The organism is Pacificibacter sp. (assembly GCF_039769035.1).
In the GTDB taxonomy this organism is placed as follows: Bacteria; Pseudomonadota; Alphaproteobacteria; order Rhodobacterales; family Rhodobacteraceae; genus Celeribacter.
The window spans coordinates 1-7,246 of sequence record NZ_JBDMZG010000185.1 but is presented as its reverse complement, the minus strand read 5'-3'; the positions used below and the strand labels follow the sequence as shown (position 1 = coordinate 7,246).

The 7,246-nt window shown below is 52.5% G+C and carries 5 protein-coding genes; 3 read left to right on the top strand and 2 right to left on the bottom strand.

Features of this window, described 5'->3' with window-relative positions; translation table 11 throughout:
- The first annotated feature begins 194 nt into the window (after positions 1-194).
- From ABF287_RS15175 to ABF287_RS15165, 3 genes are all read left to right on the top strand, one after another.
- A complete protein-coding gene (locus ABF287_RS15175) occupies positions 195-1,226 on the top strand; it encodes a substrate-binding domain-containing protein (RefSeq protein ID WP_347185839.1) in 1,032 nt (343 codons plus the stop codon).
- 281 nt (positions 1,227-1,507) lie between these two features.
- On the top strand, positions 1,508-2,842 hold the full coding sequence (locus tag ABF287_RS15170; protein ID WP_347185838.1) for a GH1 family beta-glucosidase: 1,335 nt from the start codon (positions 1,508-1,510) through the stop codon (positions 2,840-2,842).
- A 3-nt stretch (positions 2,843-2,845) separates the two neighbouring features.
- Positions 2,846-3,829 carry a glucokinase gene (locus tag ABF287_RS15165; RefSeq protein ID WP_347185837.1) on the top strand — a complete coding sequence of 328 codons (984 nt, stop codon included), beginning with the start codon at positions 2,846-2,848 and terminating at the stop codon, positions 3,827-3,829.
- A 658-nt stretch (positions 3,830-4,487) separates the two neighbouring features.
- Here the strand turns inward: ABF287_RS15165 and ABF287_RS15160 are convergent.
- Positions 4,488-6,410: a hypothetical protein gene (locus ABF287_RS15160; protein WP_347185836.1), complete on the bottom strand. Its 1,923-nt coding sequence runs from the start codon at positions 6,408-6,410 to the stop codon at positions 4,488-4,490.
- A gap of 128 nt (positions 6,411-6,538) precedes the next feature.
- A partial coding sequence (locus tag ABF287_RS15155; RefSeq protein ID WP_347185835.1) for a hypothetical protein occupies positions 6,539-7,246 on the bottom strand: 708 nt, incomplete at its 5' end.

Here is a 7,246-nt window from a genome sequence, read left to right as displayed (position 1 = left end):
GCTTTGGTAGATTGACCTTCTACCAAAGCGGTTCCTGAGTCAATGGAAAACCTTGCGGAAAGTCACACAAAACGAAAGAATCCTGCCTCTTTTTGTGTAAATTCAATGCAAAACTAGCGCATCAGTATTTGCCTATATCCTAAAATTCTCCTAACGTGCCGCTCACTTCACAGCGTTTTGGAGGAGCGCGCCTTATGAATCTCAAAGAGCTTTCGGCCATACTGAAACTGTCTCAAACAACCGTCAGCCGCGCGCTGAACGGCTACCCTGAGGTTTCTGAAGCCACCCGCGAGCGGGTGAATAAAGCGGCGCGTGACCACAATTATATTGCCAACACCCGCGCCCGTGGCCTTGCCACCGGTCGCACGCATGCTGTGGGCCACGTCATCCCCCTGTCGACCAAACACGAAGTGGTCAATCCGGTGTTCACCGACTTCATTGCGGGTGCCTCCGAAATCTATTCGCAAGAAAACTACGACATGCACCTGTCTATCGTGCCAGACACCAACGAAGAATCAGCCTACCGGAATTTTGCCTCCAAAGGGTCCGTTGATGGGGTGATTGTTCACGGTCCCGTTGAGAACGATCCGCGAATCAAACTGCTTCAAGATATCGGCATGCCCTTTGTGGTTCACGGACGCTCAAACGCCGAACTTGACCAAAATTATGCTTGGGTCGACGTGAACAACAAACGCGCGTTTGAGCGCGCCACCCAGTTCTTAATCGACCTTGGACATGAACGCATTGCACTGCTTAACGGCTTGGAAACAATGGATTTTGCCATGCGTCGACGTCACGGATATGACAGCGCCATGACGGCCGCAGGACTGCCGATAAATCCGGATTTCTGTTTGTCTGACGAAATGACTGAAGAGTACGGCTTTCAGGCAACCATGGCGCTTTTGAAAGCAGACCAACCGCCCACGGCCTTTCTCGTGTCCTCCATTATTGTCGGAATCGGCGTGCGACGCGCCTGCAATGAAATGGGCCTTGTTTTGGGCAAAGATGTGTCGTTGATCATCCATGACGATGAGCTTTCATACTTTCGCAACGGTCACGCGGAACCTGTGTACACAGCAACACGTTCATCTGTGCGCTTCGCTGGTCGCACCTGCGCTGAGCTGTTGATGGAACAGATTTCTGATCCCGACTGCGCGCACCGCCATGTGCTGCTTGAGGCCGAATTGATCATTGGCAACACCACTGGCCCTGCCCCCAAATCATAGCGCCAGCCCCGCAGCGCCACATGCGAACTCCGGCGCCATGTGATCGGCTCATGGCGCGCACTGACATCCGACGTCGCGAAAAACACATCAATTGAGCAACAATTCACGACGAAATCGCCCTCAAAGCGCTATGGATTTTCAAAATAGTGTACTATAACGTTATAGATCACGCAAAGTCCGCGCCTTCCTCTATAGCAATTCCGATTCTATCCTGCTATTTCCATCAAAACCTCTAGGTTAGCGCTATCACCAACAGCCGACCCCCCAGCTTGGAGCCAAACATGACCCTGACACGCAAAGATTTCCCAAAAGGCTTCAAATTTGGAGCCGCAACAGCCGCCTATCAAATCGAAGGCAGCGCCTTTGGCGGTTGCGGCCCCTCCCATTGGGACACCTTCGCCGCGACCCCTGGCAACGTTGTCCGCAATGAAACCGGTGCTATCGCTTGCGATCACTATGGGCGTTATGAACAAGACTTCGACCTGCTCAAAGACGGCAATTTTGATGCCTACCGCTTTTCGACTTCATGGGCGCGCGTGCTGCCAGAGGGGCGTGGTCAGGTCAATCAAGAGGGTTTGGACTACTACGACCGCTTGACAGACGCGCTTTTGGAACGCGGCATCAAGCCCTACCAAACCTTGTACCACTGGGAAATGCCCGCCGCCCTGTCCGATCTCGGGGGCTGGACCAATCCAGACGTCCACAATTGGTTTGGTGACTATGTCGATATCATTGACGACAAAATCGGCGACCGCATGGAAGGCATTGCCACCATCAACGAACCTTGGTGCGCGGCCTACTTGTCCCACTTCCTTGGCATCCACGCACCTGGCCTGCGCGACATCCGCGCGGCGTCTCGTGCCATGCACTATATTCTTAAGGCACACGGCGAAGCTATGAACCGCCTGCGTGCCAAAGGCCGCAGCAACCTTGGTATCGCGCTGAATTTCGAATACGCGCACCCTGCCTCCAACGATCCGGCCGACATTAAGGCCGCGGCCACCGAAGACGCTATCTACAACCGTTGGTTCATCGAGGCGATGACCAAAGGCACCTACCCTGCAGAGGCTTTGGAAGGGTTTGGCGCCCACCTGCCAAAAGGCTGGGAAGAGGATCTCAAGACGCATATCCACCAGCCGCTCGATTGGCTCGGCGTCAACTACTACACCCGCAAAATTCACGCCCACGACCCAGACTCAAATGCTTGGCCGCACACCAAAGCCGTCAAAGGTCACCGTGCGACGACCCAGATGGGTTGGGAAATCTACCCCGAGGGTCTGCACCATTTCCTCACGCGGATGAACGACGACTACGTTGGCGATATGCCGATGATCGTCACAGAAAACGGGTTTGCTTGGGATGACCACGTCGAAAACGGTGTTGTCCATGACCCAGAACGCGGCGCCTTTATCCAAAGCCATTTGGCGGCGATGAAGCAGGCCATCGATGATGGCGTAAACCTGCAAGGGTTCATGTACTGGTCGCTGTTTGACAACTACGAATGGGCCGAAGGGTTTGAAAAACGCTTTGGTTTGGTGCATGTGGACTTCGAAACACTGGCGCGCACACCCAAAGCCTCTTACCACTTACTTAAAGAAGCCCTGAAACGAGACTAAGCGATGACAAAACACCCAAAAAACGCCCTTTCGCTCGTCGCGGATATCGGCGGCACCAACACACGCGTGGCTCTGGCGAACGGCAAAGACTTGCTGCCCGACACCATCCGGCGCTACCGCAATTCGGGCTACCCTGGCTTGGAAACAGTCCTGCGCACCTATATTTCTGAGGAAGGCGACGTCGATTGCCTTGGCGCGTGCGTCGCTGTCGCGGGCCCTGTGCGAGACGGCGTTGGCACCATGACAAACTTGGATTGGACCATCGACAAGGAAACCCTGCGTCGCGCCACAAGTGCTGAAAATGTGTCTATTTTGAATGACTTGCAGGCACAAGGTCATGCGTTGGGGTACATCTCTGACGACAACATCACCTGCGTCGCGCCTGCGCATACCGCTGAAGCGCCGTCCCCAAATGCTGTGCGTTTGGTGGTTGGTGTTGGAACGGGATTTAACGCGGCGCCAGTGTTTGAAACCCATACAGGTCGTTTCGTTGCCCCGTCAGAATGTGGCCACGCCAACCTGCCGATCCGCAACGAGCTAGAGCTGGCCTTGTGCCAATTCATCGAAAACGCGCATGGTTTCCCGTCTATCGAAGATGTGTTGTCGGGGCGCGGCTTGGAACAGGTCTATCGGTTCTTGGGAATCCAAGCCAACGACCCACGCGAAAAATTCGCAGCCGACATCATGGCATCCGTAGAGGCGAAGAACGATCCGCGCGCAGATGAAACCGTTGCGATCTTCATCAAGATATTGGGCACGGTCGCGGGCAACCTTGCGCTGATCCAATTGCCGTTTGGGGGCATTTATTTGGTCGGCGGAGTTGCGCGCGCTATGGCACCGCATCTTGAGCGGTTCGAGTTTGCGCATGCCTTCCGCGACAAAGGCCGCTTCACAGGCTTCATGCAGAACTTTTCGGTCTCAGTGGTCGAAGACGACTACGCCGCCCTCACCGGCTGCGCATCGCATTTGCATAGCTTGACGTCCTAAGACTTTGATCTCATCAAGAAAACACGCCCTCGACGCCGCCGCGGTATCGGGGGCTTTTTTATGCGCAGCGCAAAATGGTCGCTCAGGCATGTTTACCAGTAATTTTTTACCGTCAGTTACATTTACTATAGTTACTTGCCTTATTTCTGGCGCGACAGATTTAGGTTGTCGAAGGAGGATTGACATACAGGTTCGTGATAGCCGGAGCGCGGGGCCTGTGATGCAAGTTGTGATACTTATCTGTTTGATCGGCTTCATAAATACGCACAACGACCATTCTGAGAACAAAATAATAAGTACTGCTCTCAAACGTGTGGGTAGTTAGAGAATGTTGGGCAAATCAATTCGATGTAGAAAATTATATCGATTCAATGCCTGCGCGCTACTGCAGCCTTGGCCTTGGTGTTTTTTCACATTCAACCATGCATAGAAAAGCTGGTGTGCTTTGCACTCGAATCGCTCGCAGAATCCGGATACACATCAAAAACCGTGAAGCCAATTCAGCTCTAACCAAGGCCTTGTAATCAGGCCGGGGCCATGTATGTCCACAAATGACAGGACTGTATAGATATATAAATTCACGTTTGCGTCGTCGATGGAGCTTGAGAAATTGCTCTTGAAGCGCTCCGGCGCGGTGTCTTTTTGCCAGCCCTGCGGTCTATTCTTCCAACTCAACGGAAACGACATAACGTGTCCGGATGACTCCGGGGATCAGTTTGATCGAATAATTCTTGAGTCTGGACGGCACTGCAATGGTCAGAGGGCGGTGTTCGCCTGATTCAGAGGGGGGAAAGCGCACTTGGGAAACCTGTCCGTCATTCAGGATGAAAACCGAAAACTTGTCTTCAGCCTGAATCCCCAAATGAAGGAAACGCGGCGCTTGACCGTCAGGTACATTTATTTGCAGTCCGCGTTCGCCGAACACCAGTTCCGTTTCGGCTCCCGCTTCAGTGACCTGATCCTGTTCTGTTCCGGTTTGGTGCTTTGGATCTATCGTGGAGAAGTACATAATTTCGGAGTGGAATGCGGCAGCGTCTTCGGGCTGCAAGTCTCGGGACGATATATCGTAATTTCTGTAAATATCGAAGGTCGGTTGCGGCAGTGAATAAAACTGCAGCCTAAATACGTCTTTGAGTCTTTGAAAACTCCACAGATCGCCGCGGACGACGCTGTGCACCAACTCCACAAGGTGCTTCGTCTCAGCATCGATCAGCCGATCGATTTGCCCCACATGCGCAAACTCGTAATTTGTGGGGATTTGCCGGTAATAGTGTCCTATTCGCCAGTCATCGCGCTGCCTGGCGGGGAGCCGCGATAGAACCGGGTCCGTCAGAGCACACCTGTCGATCCATGAAACGGAAGGTCCGGAATCAATTCCTCGCTGCCCCAGCTGGTGGCAGACTATTCCACCGAGTTGCAAGTCGGTGAAGGTCCGCCATTCGGGGGGGGGGAACCCCCGCCGTTTGGGGCTTAGCAGGCCCCATCGCTGATAGTAAAAACCACGTTCATCGGCAATACCGTCGGCGTTGATCTCGCGGTGTTCGTAGTCCGGACCGCTCAGGATTGTTTTTGAAATGTTTGGCACTCCGAACAACAGAACACACACGGACAACAGAATGGCGCGGCTTCGAGCGGTGGGGCGCATCACCATCAAGAAAATCGAGAAGAAATAGGCGGGCGCCAGAAACCGCCCCTCCATGAAGTCGCCCCCGACGTAACATATGTAGAGAAGGTAAAGAATGAGGCCGTAAACAAACGTCCGGCCGGCGGATTGGAACAATCCCAAGACGCAGGCTACCAGTATGATGGCGGGCGTGACCGGGTCGGTTACAACACTATGGAAAAAATACCGCCCCCCCTGTTCAAGCCGCTCGATGGTTCCGATCCCCGTGTTCAACTTCGCCAGAGCGGTATTTGGAAACGGGTTTCCGTAATAAAAAAGTGAAAACAAGGTCCACAGGATTACCGGTGACAGGGCGAATACGGCTTTGACCATGAAACCTATTTTCGATCCTGAATTCAGGAACAACATGACTCCTGCTGGCACAAGGAAGAAAATCAGATCCGGTCGATTGAGATAGCACAGGCCGAACAGAAATACCGGTTGGATAATTTTGTCAGCGCTTCCGTGCCTGTGCGCCCGCTCAAAAGAGATCATCGACAGCGCCAGAAGCAGATAGCTTAGCGGCACTTCCAAACCACTCGACGAAAAATCCATGAACGCTTTTGACAATATCAGTGCCAGAAAGCACATAGTCGTTAGAATTATTCCTGTTCGGCTGTGCCAGATCAGTACTGCAATCGCCAACACTGAGGACAAAAGTGACAAAACCAAGGATGACAAATAAATATTTTTTAGGAGCAACTCTGTCCCTGCCAGCGCAAAAAACCAGAGCGTGTGGGTATAGGCCTGAACCCGCTCTCCGACATTAAAAACGGGACCGTATCCGTTCGTCAAATTCAGAACGCTTCTCATGGAAATGAGTGCATCATCCGATATCCAGGCAACCCGGAACCAAAGAACTGAAAATACCGCCAGCAGCATAGTCACAAAAAGGAACTTGGCAACGTTCCGTGTCATATTCATCATCCAACTGCCTCAGTTAACTAATTTTTCAGCGTCTCAATTCCACGAACATAGTAAAACGTCCTGGGAGCTAAACAGCATTGTGTGGGTTTCATTGCCGTGGCACCAGGTTGCCTTGATCCTTAAAAATTTCTTCGCCAGATCTCGAAACGCGGCACGGTTTTTACTTTAGAATAATTCTGATCGAGGAAGTGTAAAAGTTCCGGAATTTTCTTTAACATGTCCCGGGAGTCGTGGTTGTGTCCCGTGACATGCGGGGTTTGATCGTCGAACTGCACAATGAAGGTTTCCGGTGGCTTTGCCTCCAGCCTTGATATCAGATCATGAGTATACCGGCCGTCATAAAAATCGACGACGAGAGGCCATGCATAGGGGTATCTATAGGATGGCGGCCTCTGCAAAAGGAAATAAAGCAGGGTTTCGTAGCCCCAGACGAATATCTGGTCGTCCGGTTTTTGAAGCTCTGCAATCTCCTCGGCTGCGGCCACTGTTTCAATAAAATTGAAATCGGGTGGCATGTTATGCAGCGCCCAGTGCAGTTTGTCATCTCCGTCATTGACCTCAATAATAACATTGCGAAGGCTTTTAGTGAACGCCGTTTGGTACGGCAGGATGAGCATCGCGACAACCACCATAATGGCGCCCGTCTTTTTGAGAACCGATCTCGCGTCCCGGTTCACCTGTTCGATCATGGCGTCTGCAGTAAGAGCTATCGTGATTGGCAAGGGCAACAGGAAGGGCAAGTAGTGATAGGTGAAAAACTTTCCCTGCGACACGACCGATGCCGTGGCGGCAAGAAGGGAAATCAGTATTATTGCGTGTAATTCGGT

What these genes read in the sequence shown, in the direction of transcription:
- ABF287_RS15175 (WP_347185839.1), top strand. Translation starts at nt 195, where the DNA reads ATGAATCTCAAAGAGCTTTCGGCCATACTGAAACTGTCTCAAACAACC.
- ABF287_RS15170 (WP_347185838.1), top strand. Translation starts at nt 1,508, where the DNA reads ATGACCCTGACACGCAAAGATTTCCCAAAAGGCTTCAAATTTGGAGCC.
- ABF287_RS15165 (WP_347185837.1), top strand. Translation starts at nt 2,846, where the DNA reads ATGACAAAACACCCAAAAAACGCCCTTTCGCTCGTCGCGGATATCGGC.
- ABF287_RS15160 (WP_347185836.1), bottom strand. Translation starts at nt 6,410, where the DNA reads ATGACACGGAACGTTGCCAAGTTCCTTTTTGTGACTATGCTGCTGGCG.